This window comes from Klebsiella sp. P1CD1, from assembly GCF_003790505.1.
Taxonomy (GTDB): Bacteria; Pseudomonadota; Gammaproteobacteria; order Enterobacterales; family Enterobacteriaceae; genus Klebsiella; species Klebsiella variicola.
Genome location: NZ_CP033631.1, coordinates 5,322,063 through 5,341,582 on the forward strand (window position 1 = coordinate 5,322,063; position 19,520 = coordinate 5,341,582).

General features: G+C 56.3%; 14 protein-coding genes. 8 read left to right on the forward strand and 6 right to left on the reverse strand.

Going from position 1 to position 19,520, the window contains the following annotated elements:
- The first annotated feature begins 6 nt into the window (after window positions 1-6).
- The 3 genes from DTA24_RS26315 to DTA24_RS26325 are packed head-to-tail and all read left to right on the forward strand — an operon-like array spanning window position 7 to window position 2,559.
- The gene (locus DTA24_RS26315) at window positions 7-777 is read left to right on the forward strand and encodes an MBL fold metallo-hydrolase (protein WP_012969156.1); all 771 of its coding nucleotides are present in this window, start codon (window positions 7-9) and stop codon (window positions 775-777) included.
- The gene (locus DTA24_RS26320; protein ID WP_023323471.1) at window positions 774-1,787 is read left to right on the forward strand and encodes a LacI family DNA-binding transcriptional regulator; all 1,014 of its coding nucleotides are present in this window, start codon (window positions 774-776) and stop codon (window positions 1,785-1,787) included. The genes DTA24_RS26315 and DTA24_RS26320 overlap by 4 nt, the downstream gene beginning before the upstream one ends.
- Window positions 1,788-1,797: 10 nt before the next feature.
- Window positions 1,798-2,559 (forward strand): inositol monophosphatase family protein, encoded by a 762-nt coding sequence (locus DTA24_RS26325; RefSeq protein WP_110196171.1) that lies wholly within the window; start codon window positions 1,798-1,800, stop codon window positions 2,557-2,559.
- Window positions 2,560-2,597: 38 nt separating this feature from the next.
- Here DTA24_RS26325 and DTA24_RS26330 read toward each other — a convergent pair whose 3' ends face one another.
- Both DTA24_RS26330 and DTA24_RS26335 read right to left on the reverse strand, forming a co-directional pair.
- A complete protein-coding gene (locus tag DTA24_RS26330) occupies window positions 2,598-2,951 on the reverse strand; it encodes an anti-adapter protein IraM (RefSeq protein ID WP_008807283.1) in 354 nt (117 codons plus the stop codon).
- A gap of 270 nt (window positions 2,952-3,221) precedes the next feature.
- On the reverse strand, window positions 3,222-4,169 hold the full coding sequence (locus DTA24_RS26335) for a LysR family transcriptional regulator (protein WP_110196172.1): 948 nt from the start codon (window positions 4,167-4,169) through the stop codon (window positions 3,222-3,224).
- A 129-nt stretch (window positions 4,170-4,298) separates the two neighbouring features.
- Here DTA24_RS26335 and DTA24_RS26340 point away from each other — a divergent pair, with 129 nt between their 5' ends.
- A complete protein-coding gene (locus DTA24_RS26340) occupies window positions 4,299-5,465 on the forward strand; it encodes an L-dopachrome tautomerase-related protein (RefSeq protein ID WP_023323470.1) in 1,167 nt (388 codons plus the stop codon).
- Between the two features lie 39 nt (window positions 5,466-5,504).
- Here the strand turns inward: DTA24_RS26340 and bamA are convergent, their stop codons facing one another.
- Window positions 5,505-7,928, reverse strand: coding sequence for an outer membrane protein assembly factor BamA (gene bamA, locus DTA24_RS26345; protein ID WP_032731696.1), 2,424 nt, complete (start codon window positions 7,926-7,928; stop codon window positions 5,505-5,507).
- Between the two features lie 625 nt (window positions 7,929-8,553).
- Here bamA and DTA24_RS26355 point away from each other — a divergent pair.
- Window positions 8,554-10,314 (forward strand): tannase/feruloyl esterase family alpha/beta hydrolase, encoded by a 1,761-nt coding sequence (locus DTA24_RS26355; protein WP_032741334.1) that lies wholly within the window; start codon window positions 8,554-8,556, stop codon window positions 10,312-10,314.
- Between the two features lie 33 nt (window positions 10,315-10,347).
- Window positions 10,348-10,716, forward strand: coding sequence for a helix-turn-helix transcriptional regulator (locus DTA24_RS26360; protein ID WP_008807288.1), 369 nt, complete (start codon window positions 10,348-10,350; stop codon window positions 10,714-10,716).
- A gap of 263 nt (window positions 10,717-10,979) precedes the next feature.
- On the opposite strand, the gene DTA24_RS26365 is transcribed toward DTA24_RS26360, so the two are convergent.
- Complete coding sequence (locus tag DTA24_RS26365; protein WP_008807289.1) at window positions 10,980-13,238, reverse strand: TonB-dependent siderophore receptor; 2,259 nt, start codon at window positions 13,236-13,238, stop codon at window positions 10,980-10,982.
- Between the two features lie 588 nt (window positions 13,239-13,826).
- Between DTA24_RS26365 and DTA24_RS26370 the strand changes: the two genes are divergently transcribed.
- Entirely contained in the window at window positions 13,827-15,407 is a 1,581-nt protein-coding gene (locus DTA24_RS26370; RefSeq protein ID WP_012543186.1) for a lytic transglycosylase F, read from the forward strand.
- A gap of 150 nt (window positions 15,408-15,557) precedes the next feature.
- Here DTA24_RS26370 and ssb1 read toward each other — a convergent pair whose 3' ends face one another.
- Entirely contained in the window at window positions 15,558-16,085 is a 528-nt protein-coding gene (ssb1, locus tag DTA24_RS26375; protein WP_008807292.1) for a single-stranded DNA-binding protein SSB1, read from the reverse strand.
- Window positions 16,086-16,336: 251 nt separating this feature from the next.
- Between ssb1 and uvrA the strand changes: the two genes are divergently transcribed.
- On the forward strand, window positions 16,337-19,162 hold the full coding sequence (gene uvrA, locus DTA24_RS26385; RefSeq protein ID WP_008807293.1) for an excinuclease ABC subunit UvrA: 2,826 nt from the start codon (window positions 16,337-16,339) through the stop codon (window positions 19,160-19,162).
- Here the strand turns inward: uvrA and DTA24_RS26390 are convergent, their stop codons facing one another.
- Window positions 19,163-19,519 carry an MmcQ/YjbR family DNA-binding protein gene (locus tag DTA24_RS26390; RefSeq protein WP_008807294.1) on the reverse strand — a complete coding sequence of 119 codons (357 nt, stop codon included), beginning with the start codon at window positions 19,517-19,519 and terminating at the stop codon, window positions 19,163-19,165. It abuts the gene before it with no gap.
- Between the last annotated feature and the right edge of the window lies 1 nt (window position 19,520).

Sequence of the window (19,520 nt, forward strand, 5' to 3'; positions counted from 1 at the left end):
GGGTCAATGAAAATAGATGTGCTTGGCTGCGGGAGCGCCTTTTCCTGCACGCAAAATACCTCCGCGCTGCGGGTGATCGACGCGGACAACAAACAGTGGTTAATCGACTGCGGCCCCACCGTTCCCCGCGCACTCTGGCAGCGCGGCGGTGGGGTCAATGATATTGACGCAATCTACTTCACCCACGTCCATCCGGATCACTGTACCGGTCTGACGGCGCTGCTGAATTACTGGAAAAGTGGCTCCCGTCAGAAGCCGCTGATTATCTACTGCCAGCCAGCGCAGCAGCCGGTGCTCATGCAGCTGGCCGCGCTGGCGAACTGGCCTCAGGCGGACCCTGGTTTCACCATCGACTGGCAGGAATGCCGCGAAGCCTGGACGTGGCAGGACTGGCAGATCCGCACCGCCGCCACCCAGCATGAGCTGAGTAATCGCGCCATCCGCATCACCATTGCCGGGCAGACGCTGTTTTACAGCGGCGATGGCCGGCCAACCGCCGACTCGATAGCCCTGATGGCCGGCGCCGGGCTGGCGTTTCAGGAGTGTGCCTCAGTGGCGGCCCTTGACGACGATGCTTCTCATGGCGATTTCCCCTCCTGCCTGATGCTGTTCAGAACGCTGAAGCTCCCGGCGCTGGGGCTCTATCACTGCGAGGACGCCGCCCTGTCGGCGCTGAAGCAAGCCTGTCAGCCGTGGCAGGGATTATTCGTGTCGCAGGATGGGGACCACTTTACGCTGCCGCGTCCCGCATTCGCCGACGAGGCGCATGCCCTATGAGCCCACGTAAACCCAGCGTCACCGCCCAGGATGTGGCCAGACTGGCCGGCGTCTCGCGGGCGGTGGTGTCACGCGCGCTGAGCAGCAACGGCAGCATCTCTCCCGACGCCCGGGCGCGGGTGCTGCGCGCCGCCGAAGAGCTGGGGTACCAGGTTAACTTTCTTGCCCAGGGGCTCAATCGCCAGCGCAGCCACTTAATCGGCGTGATCGTCTCGCGCATCAGCGATCCTTTTCGCAGCGCCCTGCTTGATGCCCTGCTCAACGAGATCCAGCGCCAGGGCTTTCAGGCGCTGGTGAGCGAGATCCACAGCGAGCAGGACCTGGCGCACACCCTGCGCCGTTTCACGCAGTTTCGCGTCTCCGGCGTTATCGTCACCTCCGGCCAGCCGCCGGAGGCGTTGGTGAACGAGTGCGTCCAGCAGCATATCCCGGTAGTGGGCATTAACCGCCAGCCGACGATCCCCGGGGTGGATTATGTCTGCTCTGACAACGTCGCCGGCGCCGAACTGGCGGCCGACCAGCTGCTGCGCAGCGGCTGCCGGCGGTTTGGCTGGCTCAACCACTCGCCTTCCACCTGGGCCGGGCGCATGCGTGGGGAAGCATTCAGCCGGGCACTGCAGGCGCGCGGAGTGGACGTCGAACGCAATCTGGCGATCCTCGCCTGCCCGGAAGAGGGCTATACGGGCGGGTTTCAGGCCGCGGCGCTCGCCGACGAGGCGCTGGAGGGGATCTTCTGCGCTAACGCCCAGATTGCCTGTGGCTTTCTCGATGGAATGCGCCAGCGCGGCAAACAGGCGCCTGAGGATTATCAGTTGATTGGTTTTGATAACACGCCGCCGACCGCGCAATATAGCTACCAGCTCACCACGCTACATCAGGATGTGGCGGCGATCTCCCGCCAGACCCTCGCCCGGCTGCAGGAGCGCACCGTCGACCCTTTACAACCTTCACGCACCACCTGGGTGGAGGTGACATTAATTCACCGGCGCACGTCGCCCTTTATTATCTGAGAGCAAGACCATGACGGAAGCACAACGAGAGTCATTATGCGCCTTGATTCGCCAGGCAGGCGCCCACGCCCAGGCGCTGCGCGATGCGGGATTGCAGGTCGATAAAAAATCGCGCCAGGACTTTGTTTCGCAAGCAGATCTCGCGGTAGAACAGGAGATTAAAGGGTGGCTGAAGGCGCACTTTCCGCAGGAGGGTTTCCTCGGTGAAGAGAGCGGTTTCGAAGGCGATGAGCACACCGTCTGGGTGCTTGACCCCGTGGATGGCACCACCAACTTTATCCTTGGCATGGATTACTGGTGCATCTCACTGGCGAGAGTGTGCCAGGGCGAACTCTCGTTCGGCATCATCTACGCCCCCGATCGCGATGAGTTTTTCTTCGCCGGCCGCGGCGAAGGGGCGTTTCTCAACGGTCGTCGCCTGACGCTGCGTGAACCGGATCCCGACGCGGTGGTGATCGGCATGGGGCGCTCCAGCCGCGCCCCGGCCAGCGACTATGCCCGGGCCATCGACACGCTGCTCGACGCCGGCCTGGAGTATCGCCGTTTTGGCGCAGGCGCCCTGATGCTGGCGCATGTCGCTGCCGGTCAGATCCATGGCTATTTTGAAGCGCATATGAACAGCTGGGACGCGCTGGCGGGTATGCTGTTGATTGAGGAGGCGGGCGGAACGTGCAATGCATTTCTCGCCAATGAAGGGCTGCGGCAAGGCAACCTCGTCCTCGCCGGCTGTGCAAGCGTCCAGCCACGAATGGCCGCCCTGCTGGTCAAATAACATCGCGCCGCCGGTAGCCGACCGGCGGCTTTCTCGGGCTAACGCCAGGGTTCACCGCGGGGAATATTATTCGGGCAGCGCTTAATCGCGCAAAAGGACTGGAAAAAACAGGAGTCAGACTGCTTGCCGCCAGCCTGATACGGGCAAGATGGCCGTTCGCGTAATTTCTCCCATTGCGCCTCGTCGTACACCGTAATATTGTAGATTTTTAATGAATGATACTGGTCATTAATTAAAACTCTCGAGGAATAGAGCTTCATCGACTCGCCGGGCAGCAGTATCACATCGGCCTCGTACCACATAATAAATTTTAAGAAACGCAGGCTGGATATTGCCGAAAAGGCGATGCCGGATTGCGGGCAGATGAGAGTATTAAGAATAGTCCATTTCATATTCCTTCCTTATAAAAGATGCTACAAATTATTACCTTATATAGTGATAGCATCCATTATTATAAACTGCAAGAACACCTAACAATTATGTGACTTAAGACAATTCCTAACAACATAACCCATTATCGGTAACCTTAATTTTTCATCAAGAGATTAATGGTTAACCTCTATAAAAAAAGAAATAAATTAACCACAGAAAAGAAAATATAATAAAAAATAAGATAATATAAACATAATTGACAAAACGTCTTAGTCCTTGTGGATGAGCCCTCAGCCATAGGCATCAGGTAATGTCGCGCACAGCGTCGCCAGCGCCTCGGCTGGCATGGTCAGCAGGGTAATTAATGCCCGGGCAGCGGCTGACTGGCTTCTATGCGGCGGGTAAAGCACCGAGAAAGGCCGTGAACGTCCGGCGAACGCCGGAAGAACAGGAACCAGCTCCCCGCGCGCGATCGCCTCCTGCACAATAAACGCATAGCTCTGACAGATCCCCACCCCCTGCAGGGCCAGCGAGACCACCCCGAGCACATCATCGGAGACATGCAGAGATGACGTCGGCAGCCAGCTGATATCCCGGCCATCCTCACGAAATACCCATTCGGCGACTTTTCCCGTTGCCGGCATAATAAATGTCAGGCATGAATGATGGCGCAAATCGGCTATTTTACTCAGCGGTCTCGCTGTCGAGCGTAAATAGGCCGGCGAGGCCACCAGACATAGCGCCGCATCTTCCAGCTTTTTTGCCACCAGGCCGCTGTCGGGTAAATGTCCCTGGCGCACCACCAGATCGAAGCCCTCAGCGATAATATCGACATTACGGTTGGTAATATTCAGCTCAATCTGTACGTCGGGGTGCAACTGACGGTACAACGCCAGCCGGGCGGGCAAACGATAGTGTCCCCAGGTGGTGGGGGCGCTCAATTTAACGCGCCCGGATAACGCCCCTTTTTGCCCCTGCGTCTCCCGTTCGGCATTATCCAGCACCTCAAACGCCTGGCGGACCTGACTCAGATAGGCGCTTCCGGCCTCGGTCAGGCTGATCCGACGGGTGGAGCGGCGCAGCAGCTGGCACCCCAGACGCGTTTCAAGACGGGTGACGGCCCGGCTTAACACCGACGGCGTCGACGACAGCGCCACCGCGCCGGCGGTAAACGACCCGCGCTCGGCCACCGCCAGAAAGACTTCTACATCCGCAAGATAATCAAACCGCCGGGCCATTTGGTTCTCCAGAGAACAAATGATTGTCATTCCAGGCATCTTATCTTCCCGAAGGGATTTAATAAAATCGTTTACCGAGGCTTAACCGGGCCATCTGCCCCTCTTTTTTACTGCTTTCTGGAGACCATGATGCATCGTTTTTCACTCTTCGTTCTCGGCCTGCTGTCCCTGGGGCAGACCGCACTGGCGGCCGGGCCTGACGCCCCTGCCCATCTGGCGCTATGGCGCAGTTATACCGGGGTCACCTGGCAGCAGCGCGTCGATGCGCATTCCGTCAATGCGCCCATCGCAGGATTGCACTTTGACGCCGCCGGTCGGGCATTTGTTAGCACCCCACGTCTGATTTCGACCCAGGCGCCCGCCACGCTCAGCCTGCTCGATACCAAGTCCCTGAGCGGCCCGGCACGACTCACCGCCTTTCCGTCCACCGCGGCCAACAGCATCAGCGCCGATCCCCGCACGCACCTGCGCAATGTGCTGGGCTTTTACGTCGATAACCGCAACGGCTGGCTATGGGCGTTAGATCAGGGCTTTGTCGCAGGGGAAAAGACGGCGCCGCCGGGGGCGCAAAAAATCATGATCTATGCGCTCAGCGACGGTCATCTGGTGCAGCGTATTCCGCTCGACAGCGTCGCCGACCGGGAAGGAAGCTTCCTCAACGATATTGTGGTCGATGAGGCGCGCCGGGTGGCGTATATCGCCGACAGCGGCCTGCGCAGCGCGCCGGACAATCAGGCCGGACTGATCGTCGCGGATGCTAACCGTGGGACGGTCCGCCGGGTACTGAACCAGCACCCGGCGTTGATGCCGGTTGCCGGTCTGCAGGTGGTTTCACATGGGGAAACGGTCTGGCCGGGCAACCCCATTATGCTTGGTATCAATGGTATTGCGCTGTCACCGGACCAGGAAACCCTCTACTGGACGGTCACCACCGGTACCACGGCGCGGACCATCGCCACCGCCGCGCTGCGCGATCCCGCGATGAACGAACGCCAGCTCGCCGCGGCCATCCGTACCGCGGGTGAGGTCGGCGGGAATAGCGATGGGATCGTGGTCGATAAGCATGGCGCACTCTATATCACCGATGTGACCCATAACGGTATTGTCCGTTATCGCCCGCAGAGCGGGCGGTTCACCCTGCTTGCCGCTGACGACCGCGTGTACTGGCCCGATACGCCGACTATCGGCCCGGATGGCGCGGTAATGTTCACCGCTAGCCATTTAAACCAACACTTCGCTCAGGCGGTTAAACCGGGAGAAGAGAAATATACCATCTGGAAAGTGGTGCAACCCTGATCCACACGGCAGGCAGGCCCGTTGGACCTGCCTGCGTTTTTACCAGGTTTTGCCAATATTAAACTGAAACTGTTCTGCTTTATCGCCATCATACTTTTTAAACGGCTCTGCCCAGGAGAAGACCAGTGGACCGAGGGGAGACATCCACTGCACGGCAATCCCCGCGGAGAGACGAATATGACCCGGATCGCCGTAATCAGGGATCCCTGCCGCCAGCGTCTGCGCGGTGTTCTGCCAGGATGTGCTCCAGACCGTCCCGGCATCAACAAACAGCGAGGTTCGCAAGCTATCGGCGTACTTATCATTCACAAAGGGGGTTGGAATGATAAATTCGCTGTTCAGCACCGCCATGGCATTCCCGCCGACCGCATCAGATGAGGCGTCCAGCGGGCAGGCGCTATAGCTGCTTTCGCTACCATTGCAGCGGTAATAGGCCGCTTTAGGCCCAATGGTGTTAGAAGAGAAGCCGCGCACTGACGACGAGCCGCCGGCGTAAAAGTTATCGTAGAACGGTACACTTTTGCCGTCTAACCCACCGGCATAGCCTGCACGCAAACGTTCCATCCAGACCCAGCGCTTATTCTCGCTCAGCGGCAGATACTGGGCGGTGTCAAATGAGAGCTTGTAGTAGCTATTATCCGAACCGGGGAGGGTCACTTTACCGCTAAGACTGCTCTTGTTTCCCGCACGCGGGAAGAAGCCGCGATCGAGATCGTTATATCCCCATCCAAGACTCACAAAATAATCGTTGGCGCTATATTTCGCACCGCTGTCGCCATCTTTCGTCACCACGCTGGGCTCGATTCCCCGGGAGCTGAGGTAGCGCCAGGTCGTCAGCTCCGGATCCATATTGGTCAGGCGATTATGAACATAATCCAGTCCCAGGTTCAGGGAGTTATTTTCGCTAATGGGAAACCCCAGCGTACTGCCTAAGCCATAGCTCTGCTGGTTATAGCTCCCGGCATCCGCATCGGAAGCATCATAGCTGTTATAAAAAATCTTTCCGCCCAGGCTGATGCCATCGACGGTAAACCACGGGTTCGTCGCACCCAGTTCAAGATAAGACTGGTAGCTGTTGCGCGTCCCGTTGAAGCTAACGCTATTACCCGTTCCCAGCCAGTTATCCTGAGTCACGCCAAGCTGATAGCTCACGCCGCTGTCCGTACCAAATCCCAGGCCCACGTTAAATGAGCCGGTGTTGCGCTCCTTCACCTTGTAGACCACATCGACCTGATCTGCCGTCCCACTGACCGGAACGATCTGCTGTTCAACGTTCTCAAAAAAACCCGTTCGGTCAAGACGTACTTTCCCTTGTTCGACTTTTTCGTTGTTGAGCCACGCCCCTTCCATTTGGCGCATTTCACGACGCAGCACCGCGTCCCGGGAGGTGTCGTTACCGGAAAATCGGATCTGGCGTACCGAGTAGCGGCGGCCCGCGTTGACCTGAATATGCAGCGCCACGCGGTGATGCGCATCATCGATTTCCGGCGTGGTCGTCACCTGCGGCCAGGCATAACCATACTTACCGAAACGCTTTTTGATCTCATTTTCAACTGTGGTGACTTGCGCCCCGCTGTACCATGCCCCCGCCAGCGGCTGGGCAAGGGCCTCGATCTCTGGGCCATGCTGCGCCAGGTCGCCTGTCACCTGAGTTCGGTCGACCCGATAACGTTCGCCTTCATTGAGGGCGATAGTGATATACAGGGATTTTTTATCTGGCGTCATACTGACCAGCGTGGACTCGATAGCAAAGCGCGCATAGCCGCGATCGAGATAAAAACTGCGCAGCGTTTCCAGATCGGCTTCCAGCTTCTGCTTCTGGTATTTTTTATCGGCTACCACGTTCCACCACGGCACATTATCGCGTAGCTGAAGCTGGTCCAGGAGCGTCTCTTCCCGAAACGCCTGATTACCGATAATGTTTATTTGTGCGATTTTCGCCGAGATGCCTTCCTGAAAGACGAACGTTAAGTCAACGCGATTACGCGGTAACGGGGTCACCACCGCGTGAACCTGCGCACTGTATTTCCCCGCACTGTAATAGAAATCCTGTAACCCTTTTTCTATTTCGCTAAGCGAATTTCTGTCCAGTGCGCTACCTGCAGAAATACCGGACGCGGTGAGATTTTCCTTTAGCGCATCATCCTTCACTGACTTATTCCCGGAAAAACTGACGCTGGCAATAGTGGGCCGTTCCTTAACCTGCACCACCAGCGTTTTCCCATCGCGCAGGATCTGCACATTCTCGAAATTGCCGCTCGCATACAGCGCGCGCACAGCCTCGCTGACATCTTCTGGCGTCACCGCATCTCCCGCGTGCAATGGCATACTTAATAGCGCTGCCCCGACGGTCACGCGCTGTAGCCCTTCAAAACGGATATCATCAACTTGATATGATGTTGCGGCATATAACGTTAAAGGGGCGATCAATAATCCGCTGATGATATGAGTCTTTTTTAACATGAATGTGTCGTCTACGAGATAATGAGCAATAGCAGTATTCTGCTGGTGTTGAGCTTATTTGTTCAGGATGCATCTCTAAAATGTGCGACAGAAAATAACCTGAGCGAGGCGCAGAATTACATGCAATTATGGCGATAAAATGGAGAAAAAAAGGATGTTAAATCATCTTTAAAAATATATTTAATGATGGAACTTTTGCTGAACGCCGTGGTTCTAATGGCCAACACCAGAGCTATATTTAGATTTACCTGAACGTTTTTTATTAAAAAAGCCCCCTTTCTTGTTAATGGAAAGGGGGAAAATTCTCGTTAGGAATGATGCTCTCTGGGATCACCAGGAACAGGGAGAAAAATATCCTGAAACCCAGCAGATATAATGAAGAGAAATTGAATAAATTATGCAACTGATATCACAACATTCTACCCCGTATACACTGCCAAAGGCCGTTAACGAACATCTCCATATTTTCCTCAAAATAGCAGAATACAGTAGGGTCGCCTTATCAAGGCATCAAGGAAAGTCTATCGTTATCTACAATAGCCAAGCAGTGGCGCCTCGCCAGGGAAGGTGAGGCATAGGCTTCGCCATCCTGCCGCCTCCCATCATTAGCAACAGGGAACTGCGTATGACACGCTTACTCAAGACGATCTTACCCGTCATCCTCTGCACCCTCTTTGGGTTATCGTTCGCTTCACCCACGCAGGCTGCCGCCAGTCTGCCGATGGTTCTCCCCGCGCTAACATGCGATGCGCTGAGCGCGACCGACTTCAGCGCCGCCGTTGGCGCAAAGGTCACTATCAACCACACTGAAATGCAAACCTCCGCGCAGGGAAGCTGGTGCAAGGTGAGCGCCACTATTGCCCCCCAGATTGGCGTGCAGATTGCCCTGCCGACCCAACGCTGGAGTCAACGTTTCTTGCAGGTCGGCTGCGGCGGACTGTGCGGGAGTATTAACCTGAGTCTGTCGAATGCCAGCGGCTGCCTGCCGGCAATGAACGGCGAGTTTGTGGTGGCAGCAACCGATATGGGGCACCATGGCAGTATGATGGATGCTTCATGGGCCGAGGATCCGCAAAAGCGCATCGATTTTGCCTGGCGCGCCAACCACCTGACCGCCGTGCTGACCAAAGCGGTGATTCAGACGCTTTACCGCCAGCAACCAAAGTACGCGTACTTTATGGGCTGCTCAGACGGCGGTCGCGAAGCATTGATGGAAGCACAGCGCTTTCCGCAAGATTTTGACGGTATCAGCGCTGGCGCGCCTGCGGCCTTTTTCCAGTTTCAGAATTCCTTCTTCCACGGCTGGAATGTGGCCGCCAATCAGCGTCCGGACGGTACCGCTATCCTGCTGAAAGATCGCCTTCCTCTGATTCACCAGGCCGTGCTGGCTCACTGCCCGACGCTTTCCGGCGTGCAGGATGGTATCCTGCAAAATCCGTATGCCTGTCAGTTCTCTGAGTCATGGCTCCCCCGCTGTCCTGCCGATGCTCAGGACCGTTCTACCTGCCTGACGCAGGAAGAGATCGAGGTGGTGAAAAAACTCTACCGCGGCGCTTACGACAGCCACGGCGCCCAGTTTGTCGCTGGCGGTCTGCCGCTGGGCTCCGAGCTACGCTGGCCGGTGCCCGAGACCCCGACCGGCCACTCGATGTCGGAAATGATGGTACTGCCGGCTCTGCAATCCGTGCTCCTGCCGGGAGGAAAACAGAAGATCCAATCGATGCGGGATTTCCCACTGAACCAGCAGAATTTTGACGCCGTCGCTCAACTGGCACCGCTCTATAACGCGGCAAATACCAATCTTCATGCCTATCAACAGCGCGGCGGCAAGCTTATCCTGTGGCACGGTCTGGCCGATGACTCCGTCAGCCCAGCCTTTTCTATCGCCTATTACCGCAGCGTAGAAGCAGAGATGGGCCATGCCGCAACGGATACCTTCCTGCGGTTATTCCTGCTGCCTGGGGTAGCCCATTGCGGTAATGGCGAAGGTTACGATCAAATTGATCTCCTTACCCCGCTGATGCGCTGGACCGAGGAAGGCATCGCGCCGCAAGAGATCATGGCCGGAAAACGGGCGCCAGCCGCCACCAGCCTGCCGCCGATGACAGAAAAACCAGATGCCCAAACGCAGTTTCACGGCGTGCAGAAAGTCAGTCAGCCTTTCGCTGACGCCGCCCCAGCCGTTATCGCGACTCGCCCGGCGTACCCCTTTCCGGCCATTGCCCGTTATAACGGGCACGGCGACGTGAATGACGGCGAAAATTATCATGCAGAGCAATCAACCGCGTTTGGTCATCTGCAGCTGGCAAAACCCGCCAGCGACTATATTGGCCCTGATAATCAAAAAAATTATCAGGTTCGCCACGGCGAACTCACTGTTCAATAAACCCCAAGGCTCCTCTCTGAGGAGCCATTCGTTATGGGATTAGCCGCAATCATGCGTAGCAAAACGCTCCAGCAATCGGTATTAAACGACCTGCTCTTGTGGATCGATAATAATCTGGATAAGAAACTGACCGTCGACGATCTGAGCGATATCTCTGGTTATTCCCCCTGGCATTTATTTCGACTCTTCCGCCATTATTTTGATCGTTCGCCAATGGAATATATCCGCCAGCAGCGCATGTCGCTGTGTTGCCGTTTATTGCTGACGACGCCTGGTTACCGAATCGTCGATATTTGTATGATGGTCGGTTATGACGATCTCAGTGCGTTTAATCGTACCTTCAAAAAATATTATGCGCTCACACCCACTCAGTATCGCTATCAGATCACGCGGCAAAAATAAGGAGGTCCCCCTCCTCCGCATCGCTGCGGTTGGGAATGGAAGGGGGACAGGGGATATTACAGAAGGGAAATAGCAGGATGCTATTATCGAACCCGGTCGGGATCAACGACCTTGCGCGACGGAAATCAGTATAAAAGGATATGTTGAGCTAATAATGTAGAGGGCGTGAAGATTTTGTCACGATTTATAACCGCCTCCTCCGCTCTCATCTGAAATAAAAAAACCGGGTCGCGCTGTACCCGGTTTACTCCTCATCAGGATCATCAGAAATGAGTATTAACGCTCATAAAGAAGGTCCGCCCCGACTCGTTATAGGTCTCCGCACCCGCGCCATACAGATAAGCCCCCGTCGTCGCGTTGCCGGTCGTTTGCGCATTCCCTGCCCGGTAGTGGCGAATATCAAACAGGTTATCTATCCCGCTGGTGAAGCTCAGATTTTTGTTCACATCCCAGGTCGCACTGAGGCCGACAATGCTGTATGGGCTGACTTCGTTTAGTTCGCTGCCGCTGACCGCCTCGCCCTTATAATTAAAGCGTTTTGGTTTCTGTCGACCATACCAGGTAAAGGTGCTCTGCAGGGAGAGATCTTCACGAACCTGCCAGCTCAAAGTCGAGTTCAGGGTAAACTGCGGGATCACTGACAGCCGGTCGCCGGTCGTCTTATTCTTGCTCTGCAGCATCCATGTCAGGTTATTGCTCCAGTTAACCGTCTCCCCCACCGGAAGATTCAGCGTTCCTTCCAGGCCTTCCACTAACGCCTTTGGTACGTTTTCCCACTGATAGATATTGGTGGTGCCGTTGCTGGCGGTGCCCACCGCCGCGTACCCTGACTCAATCTTGTTGTGATAGTCGTTACGGAACCAGGTGATTCCCGCCTGATAGCCATCATGCTTGTACTCAAGGCCAATCTCTTTATTAACGCTGGTCTCCGCTTTCAGGTCGCTATTCCCCATCAGATAGCAGGCGGAACTACTGGCGTAACAGCCTTGACCGTTGCTGTAGAGAATATAGTTCGGGTTCAACTGGTAGAGGTTAGGTGCCTTGTAAGCGCGGGCAATGCCCAGCTTCAGCGTCCAGTCATCCGTCAACTCCTGGGAGAGGTTCAGTGAGGGGCTCCAGTTATTGCCGACGATGCTGTGGTGATCGAAGCGCAGGGCGGGTGTCAGCATGGTACTGTCCGTTAGCGCCATATTATCTTCGGTAAACAGCGAGAAGATCTCGGCGCTGGAGTACGGGCTACGACCGGTAGCCGACACACCGTCGATAGTCCCGTAAGAGAGCGCCTGGGTTGTCGATACGCCATCTTTCATCCGCTGCTGATTCCACTCGGTGCCCAGCGTCAGATTCTGATCGACCCCCAGCGTAAACGGAATATTCACTTCGCTATGTAGCAGGACATCGGCCAGATCGATATCTGAAAACTCGCTACTGGAGAAGATCCCTTCCGTACCGCCCGCCAGCCCTTCATTCATTCGCGAGTTACGGGTGTGTTCGTACTGGGCATAGCTGTTGCTGGTCACGCCATTATCCCAGCCGCCGGTCCATGTGACGCCGTAAGTTTGCCGGTAGAGACGGTTGGTCTCTTTCCCGTACATACTCTTCACCAGCGTACTGGTATTGGTGTTTTGCGTGTCGCCGGCATAGAGGTTGCCCTGGCGGCTGTAGCCGGCCTCAAACTCCAGGGCCTGCATCGGTGCAAACTCCCAGCGCAGCTTACTGTGAATATCTTTGTTCACCACCCCTTCACGTCCGGCGGGATAAGAACCGGCGTAGGAACCGGTACGCTCCGCTTCATGCCCGGCGTTAATGTCCTGAGCATCAGCCTGGGTTTTACTCAGATTACCCCAGAGATTGAAGCTGACACTGTCCGACAGTGGACCATTGAGGCTAAAGTTGGTACGTTTCGTCGCCCCTTCTTTACGGTGCTGCGGAGCATTCATATAGGTATTCCACGACCCGTGCCATTCTGGCGTGGTCGGTTTGGTCACGATGTTGACGACCCCGCCCATCGCGCCATTACCATAGCGCGCCGCCGCCGGGCCGCGGATCACATCGATATGATCGATCATCTCCGCTGGCACCCAACTGGTATCGCCGCGGGAGTCACGATCGCCGCGCCAGCCATACCGCACCGAGTTACGGCTGGTCACCGGTTTACCATCGACCAGCACCAGCGTATTCTCGGGCCCCATGCCACGGATATCAATTTGCCGGTTGTTGCCGCGCTGACCACTGGTGGAGTTGCCGGTCAGGTTTACCCCAGGTTGCGTACGAATTAACTCCGATACATCGCGGGCGGGGGGATGTTTGCGAATCTCCTCTGCGGTAATGGTCGACACGCCAGGTGCCTGCAGGTTCTGCCTGGCAGCGGTCACCACCATCGTTTCCTCCTGGTTTTCGGCCGTTGGGGTGCTCTTATCGCGCGTCGATTGTTCTGTCATATTCTCTGCCGCCTGCAGCGGCACGCTACAGGCGAGCAAAGGAATGACGATCCCCAGCGGGAAGTGAGACGTGTATTTCATAGAATATGCCCTGTTTTCTGTTGCTGTCGGGCATAACGCCTTCCCCAATTGAAAAAACAATGGGATAAAATACTCGCCTCTGCGCCTCGCCAGATTTTGGCGTAGGTCAGCCCCTTCCCGATAGTCATGGGAATAAGAAAACAGCATGAGGCATAATAAAATTAAGTGCCCTGTTTCATCATTAGAGAAAAAGCGCTGCGCGCTATTCTTTGATAGCGTAATCCAGACAGCGAATAATAAGAGTAATGTGCTGTGCTACGGTAATAAAAATGAGACTCATTATCAAGATGATAATAATCAATATCGGAGAAAAATAAAATAAACACAAATAATCAAACGGTTACAACAAAACAAATGGAGAAGAATAAAATAAAAATATCATCATCATTTTCTATTTATCATTAAAAAAACACATTTCCGCCATATTATCTCCATAGTTAAAGTAAAGATAAAAGCACATTAATAGCAAGCGATAGAATGGGAGAAGACTATTTGTCGGCATCGTTATGTTTTTTACGCCCTTGTCGTGCCCGGCTAACGGCAGCCGTTCTGCTAAAATAATCACATCCCCCTGCGGAGTGTTCCTCCATGAACGCCAACTTGCTATCACGCCTGTTTATCGCCTGGCTCACCTGCCTCGCGGCGCTGTTATTCGCCCCTATCCTGCTTGCGGCGGAGGCGGAAAAAGCGCCGCCAGTCGCAACCGAAGACAATACGCTGTCGATCCACATCGACGATATGCTGCAGCCATGGAAAGGCGATCTGCCCGGCATGACCGAGCGGCGCACCATTCGGGTATTAACCACCTACAGCAAGACCTTCTTTTTTATTGATAAAGGCACTCAGCGCGGAGCAACCCACGATATCTTTATGGCGCTGGAAAACGATCTGAATAAGCAGTTGGCGAAGGATAAAAAGCTCAAACAGCGCCACCTGAAGCTGCATATCGTTTTTGTGCCGGTCAGCCGGGATAATCTCTTTATCGCGCTTAATGAAGGTAAAGGCGATATTGCGGCTGCCAATCTGACCATCACGCCCTCGCGGGAAGCCCAGGTCGATTTCGCCCAGCCGCTCTACAGCAACGTGAAAGAATTACTGATCTCCGGGCCGGCATCGCCGAAGATCGACAGCCTGGAGCAGCTCTCCGGCCAAACCGTCTTTGTTCGCCGCTCCTCCAGCTATTACGAGAGTCTGCAGGCGCTGAATGCCCGATTTGCCAGTGAGTCGCGGCCGCCGGTTATCCTGGAGGCAGCGCCGGAAGCGCTGGAGGATGAAGATCTGCTGGAAATGCTCAACGCCGGGCTGATTCCGCTGATCGTCGTCGATCAACACAAAGCCGTTTTCTGGAAACAGGTGTTTCCGAAAATTCAGGTCCATGACAACGTGGTGCTGCGCGACGGCGGCAACATTGCCTGGGCGGTACGCAAAGACAGCCCGCAGCTGCTGGCGGTGCTAAACAACTTCGTCAAAAAGAATCGTCAGGGCACCACGCTGGGTAATACCCTCCTGCTGCGTTACCTGAAAAATGCCAAATATGTCAAAAATGCCGCCGCGAGTAAGGAACGGCGCAAGTTCCTCGCCATGGTGGAAGTCTTCCGCAAATATGGCGATCGCTACGATGTCGACTGGCTGCTGATGGCGGCCCAGGGGTACCAGGAATCGCGACTGAACCAGTCGGTGCGAAGCCACGTCGGCGCCGTCGGGGTAATGCAGGTGATGCCCAGCACCGGAAAAGAGCTGAAAGTGGGCGATATTAAACAGCTGGATCCCAACATCCATGCTGGCGTGAAATACATGCGCTGGATGATAGATCGCTACTATGCTGATGAGCCCATGACCCGGCTCGATAAGGCGCTGTTTGCCTTTGCCTCCTATAACGCGGGTCCGGCGCGTATCGCCCGCCTGCGCACCATGACTAAACAGCGAGGATTTGACCCGAACGTCTGGTTCGGTAATGTCGAAAATCTGGCGGCAGAAAAAATTGGCGCCGAGACGGTCACCTACGTCAGTAATATCTATAAGTATTACATCGCCTATCGGCTGATCGTCGATGATATGGCCCGCAAACAGAAAGCGACGGCCGCGCCGCGACAGGAGCCAGCAGCAGAGCCAGTGAAACCGCAGCCCAGCGTGGCGACGCCGGAGACCGCTCAGGCGCCCTCTGCCTGAAACGCTCGTCGCCGCAGGTGAAAAACCGGTTCTGACACGGTGGCGCAGAAAAAATGCTGAAAGGATGATGCTGAAAGGATAAAGAAAAAGCCCCGGCGAAACCGGGGCTTTTTGTATTTTACGGCGCAGGCAACGCGTTTAAGGCAAGCCTTAAAACGGGATGTCGTCGTCGAAGTCCATCGGCGGTTCGTTAGAAGAAGGCGCTGCCGGGGCCTGCTGCTGCGGACGGGACTGTGCGCCGCCGCTGAACTGGTTGCCGCCCTGCGGCTGCTGAGGCTGACCCCAACCGCCCTGCTGCTGGCCGCCGCCTGCCGGCGCGCCGCCACCCTGACGGCCGCCCAGCATCTGCATGGTGCCGCCAACGTTAACCACGACTTCGGTGGTGTATTTCTCCTGACCGGATTGATCGGTCCACTTGCGGGTACGCAGCTGGCCTTCGATATATACCTGAGAGCCTTTGCGCAGATACTCGCCAGCGACTTCCGCCAGTTTGCCGAACAGCACAACGCGGTGCCACTCGGTCTGCTCTTTCATTTCGCCGGTCTGCTTGTCACGCCAGGATTCGGAAGTTGCCAGCGTGAAGTTGGCGACAGCGCCGCCACTTGGCATGTAGCGTACTTCCGGGTCCTGCCCCAGATTACCGACGAGAATCACCTTGTTTACGCCTCTGCTGGCCATGTTCGTGTCTCCTGAATACGTTTCTTAATAGTGTAAACGCGCGAGTGTACCATTTCCACGTAGCATTTTGATAGCTGCGAGGCTGATTCCAGAGATAGCACTCGTACAAGACATTGTTGCACACTCCCCCTGAATTTGCATTCCGATACTGTATATTCATTCAGGTTAAATTGTGTCATAATTAGCCGTTTCTGCCGTTTGTCCTTCAAGCAAACCAGGCAATCCGTGTATCTACCTACCGGGAAAGGTGAATGGATAAGATCGAAGTTCGGGGCGCCCGCACCCATAATCTCAAAAACATCAACCTCGTTATCCCGCGCGACAAACTCATTGTCGTCACCGGGCTTTCCGGGTCTGGCAAATCTTCACTCGCTTTCGACACCCTGTATGCCGAAGGCCAGCGTCGCTACGTCGAATCGCTCTCCGCCTATGCGCGACAGTTCCTGTCGCTGATGGAGAAGCCGGACGTCGACCATATCGAAGGGCTGTCGCCGGCGATTTCCATCGAACAGAAATCAACCTCTCACAACCCCCGTTCGACGGTGGGTACCATTACCGAAATTCACGACTACCTGCGTCTGCTGTACGCCCGCGTCGGTGAACCGCGCTGTCCGGATCACGACGTGCCGCTGGCGGCGCAAACCGTCAGCCAGATGGTCGATAACGTCCTCGCGCAGCCGGAAGGCCTGCGCCTGATGCTGCTGGCGCCCATTATTAAAGAGCGTAAAGGCGAGCACACCAAAACCCTGGAAAACCTCGCCAGCCAGGGCTACATCCGCGCGCGGATCGACGGCGAAGTCTGCGATCTTTCGGATCCGCCGAAGCTGGAGCTGCAGAAGAAGCACACCATCGAGGTGGTCATCGACCGCTTTAAGGTGCGCGACGATCTGGCGCAGCGCCTGGCCGAGTCGTTCGAAACCGCGCTGGAGCTCTCCGGCGGTACCGCCATTGTGGCCAATATGGATGATGAAAAAGCGGAAGAACTGCTGTTTTCCGCTAACTTCGCCTGCCCGATCTGCGGCTATAGCATGCGCGAGCTGGAGCCGCGCCTGTTCTCCTTCAACAACCCGGCGGGCGCCTGCCCGACCTGCGACGGCCTCGGCGTTCAGCAATATTTCGATCCCGACCGCGTGGTGCAGAATCCGGAGCTGTCGCTGGCGGGCGGCGCCATCCGCGGCTGGGATCGCCGCAACTTCTACTACTTCCAGATGCTGAAGTCGCTGGCGGAGCACTATAAATTCGACGTCGAAGCGCCGTGGGGCACCCTCAGCGCCAGCGTGCAGAAAGTGGTCCTGTACGGTTCCGGTAAAGAGAATATTGAATTCAAATACATGAACGATCGCGGCGACACCTCGGTACGTCGTCACCCGTTCGAAGGCGTGCTGCACAATATGGAGCGCCGTTACAAAGAGACGGAATCCAGCGCCGTGCGCGAAGAGCTGGCGAAATTCATCAGCAACCGCCCATGCGCCAGCTGTGACGGCACGCGGCTGCGTCGTGAAGCGCGCCACGTGTTTGTAGAGAACACCCCGCTGCCGACCATTTCCGATATGAGCATCGGCCACGCGATGGACTTCTTCAACAACCTGAAGCTCTCCGGCCAGCGGGCGCAAATCGCTGAGAAAGTGCTGAAAGAGATCGGCGATCGCCTGAAGTTCCTTGTCAACGTCGGTCTGAACTATCTGACGCTTTCCCGTTCGGCGGAAACGCTCTCCGGCGGCGAAGCCCAGCGTATCCGTCTGGCGAGCCAGATTGGCGCCGGGCTGGTTGGTGTGATGTACGTGCTGGATGAGCCTTCTATCGGCCTGCACCAGCGCGATAACGAACGCCTGCTGGGTACCCTGATCCATCTGCGTAATTTAGGCAACACGGTGATCGTCGTTGAGCATGACGAAGACGCGATTCGCGCCGCCGACCATGTGATCGATATCGGCCCTGGCGCTGGGGTCCACGGCGGCCAGGTGGTGGCCGAAGGGCCACTGGACGCCATTATGGCGGTACCAGAATCCCTCACCGGGCAGTTCATGAGCGGTAAGCGCAAAATCGAAGTGCCGAAACAGCGCGTACCCGCCAATCCGGAAAAAGTGCTGAAACTGACCGGCGCGCGCGGCAACAACCTGAAGGATGTGACGCTGACCCTGCCGGTCGGTCTGTTTACCTGCATTACCGGCGTTTCCGGCTCGGGTAAATCGACGCTGATTAACGACACCCTGTTCCCGATTGCTCAGCGCCAGCTTAACGGCGCGACCATCGCCGAACCGGCGCCGTATCGCGATATCCAGGGGCTGGAGCACTTCGATAAAGTGATCGATATCGACCAGAGCCCGATCGGCCGTACGCCGCGCTCCAACCCGGCGACCTATACCGGGGTGTTTACGCCGGTGCGCGAACTGTTCGCCGGGGTGCCGGAATCACGTTCACGCGGCTATACGCCAGGGCGCTTTAGTTTTAACGTTCGCGGCGGGCGCTGTGAAGCCTGCCAGGGTGATGGCGTCATTAAGGTTGAGATGCACTTCCTGCCGGATATCTATGTGCCGTGCGACCAGTGCAAAGGCAAACGCTATAACCGCGAAACGCTGGAGATTAAGTACAAGGGTAAGACCATCCACGAAGTGCTGGATATGACCATTGAAGAGGCGCGTGAATTCTTTGATGCCGTACCGGCGCTGGCGCGTAAGCTGCAAACCCTGATGGACGTCGGCCTGACCTATATCCGTCTCGGCCAGTCGGCGACGACGCTGTCCGGCGGCGAGGCGCAGCGCGTGAAGCTGGCGCGCGAACTCTCCAAACGCGGTACCGGCCAGACGCTATATATCCTCGATGAGCCGACCACGGGTCTGCACTTCGCCGATATTCAGCAGTTGCTGGAAGTGCTGCATCAGCTGCGCGATCAGGGCAATACCATCGTGGTGATTGAGCATAACCTCGATGTGATTAAAACTGCCGACTGGATTGTCGATCTGGGTCCGGAAGGCGGTAGCGGCGGCGGCGAAATACTGGTCTCCGGTACACCTGAGACCGTCGCCGAGTGCGAAGCCTCGCACACCGCGCGCTTCCTGAAGCCGATGCTGAAATAATTAGCGGGATAGCTGCTGCCGGACCGACTCCGGCAGCATTTTCACCGCCTGCTGGTAAGATGCATCGACCAGGTAGTAGATTTGCGAATCCGGCAGCGAGCCATCCAGAAAGACGGTGCTCCAGTGCGCTTTATTGAGATGCTTGCTGGGCCGGACATCGCGATGCTGCTCTCGCAGCAGCTCCGCCAGTTCCGGGCTCGCTTTCAGCGCGACCGCCGGCCGCTGGTCCTCCACTTCCTTCACCATGGCAAACAGCACGTCCGAGACTTTGATCTGCGTGGCTTTCCAGTCGCTATGGACGCTCTGCTCCGCTCCCGGTTTCGCCATGCAGTACTGCAATAACTCCGAAATTGTCATC